This window comes from Janthinobacterium kumbetense, assembly GCF_023703445.1.
GTDB lineage: Bacteria > Pseudomonadota > Gammaproteobacteria > Burkholderiales > Burkholderiaceae_D > Janthinobacterium > Janthinobacterium kumbetense.
Genome location: NZ_JAMQGR010000031.1, coordinates 1 through 1,541 on the forward strand (window position 1 = coordinate 1; position 1,541 = coordinate 1,541).

Sequence of the window (1,541 nt, forward strand, 5' to 3'; positions counted from 1 at the left end):
AACAGAGATTAAACTGAAGAGTTTGATCCTGGCTCAGATTGAACGCTGGCGGCATGCCTTACACATGCAAGTCGAACGGCAGCACGGAGCTTGCTCTGGTGGCGAGTGGCGAACGGGTGAGTAATATATCGGAACGTACCCTGGAGTGGGGGATAACGTAGCGAAAGTTACGCTAATACCGCATACGATCTAAGGATGAAAGTGGGGGATCGCAAGACCTCATGCTCGTGGAGCGGCCGATATCTGATTAGCTAGTTGGTAGGGTAAAAGCCTACCAAGGCATCGATCAGTAGCTGGTCTGAGAGGACGACCAGCCACACTGGAACTGAGACACGGTCCAGACTCCTACGGGAGGCAGCAGTGGGGAATTTTGGACAATGGGCGAAAGCCTGATCCAGCAATGCCGCGTGAGTGAAGAAGGCCTTCGGGTTGTAAAGCTCTTTTGTCAGGGAAGAAACGGTGAGAGCTAATATCTCTTGCTAATGACGGTACCTGAAGAATAAGCACCGGCTAACTACGTGCCAGCAGCCGCGGTAATACGTAGGGTGCAAGCGTTAATCGGAATTACTGGGCGTAAAGCGTGCGCAGGCGGTTTTGTAAGTCTGATGTGAAATCCCCGGGCTCAACCTGGGAATTGCATTGGAGACTGCAAGGCTAGAATCTGGCAGAGGGGGGTAGAATTCCACGTGTAGCAGTGAAATGCGTAGATATGTGGAGGAACACCGATGGCGAAGGCAGCCCCCTGGGTCAAGATTGACGCTCATGCACGAAAGCGTGGGGAGCAAACAGGATTAGATACCCTGGTAGTCCACGCCCTAAACGATGTCTACTAGTTGTCGGGTCTTAATTGACTTGGTAACGCAGCTAACGCGTGAAGTAGACCGCCTGGGGAGTACGGTCGCAAGATTAAAACTCAAAGGAATTGACGGGGACCCGCACAAGCGGTGGATGATGTGGATTAATTCGATGCAACGCGAAAAACCTTACCTACCCTTGACATGGCTGGAATCCTCGAGAGATTGGGGAGTGCTCGAAAGAGAACCAGTACACAGGTGCTGCATGGCTGTCGTCAGCTCGTGTCGTGAGATGTTGGGTTAAGTCCCGCAACGAGCGCAACCCTTGTCATTAGTTGCTACGAAAGGGCACTCTAATGAGACTGCCGGTGACAAACCGGAGGAAGGTGGGGATGACGTCAAGTCCTCATGGCCCTTATGGGTAGGGCTTCACACGTCATACAATGGTACATACAGAGCGCCGCCAACCCGCGAGGGGGAGCTAATCGCAGAAAGTGTATCGTAGTCCGGATTGTAGTCTGCAACTCGACTGCATGAAGTTGGAATCGCTAGTAATCGCGGATCAGCATGTCGCGGTGAATACGTTCCCGGGTCTTGTACACACCGCCCGTCACACCATGGGAGCGGGTTTTACCAGAAGTAGGTAGCTTAACCGTAAGGAGGGCGCTTACCACGGTAGGATTCGTGACTGGGGTGAAGTCGTAACAAGGTAGCCGTATCGGAAGGTGCGGCTGGATCACCTCCTTT

General features: G+C 52.8%; 1 rRNA gene. It reads left to right on the forward strand.

Features of this window, described 5'->3' with window-relative positions:
* The first annotated feature begins 10 nt into the window (after positions 1 to 10).
* Positions 11 to 1,541 (forward strand): 16S ribosomal RNA (locus NCG91_RS27795).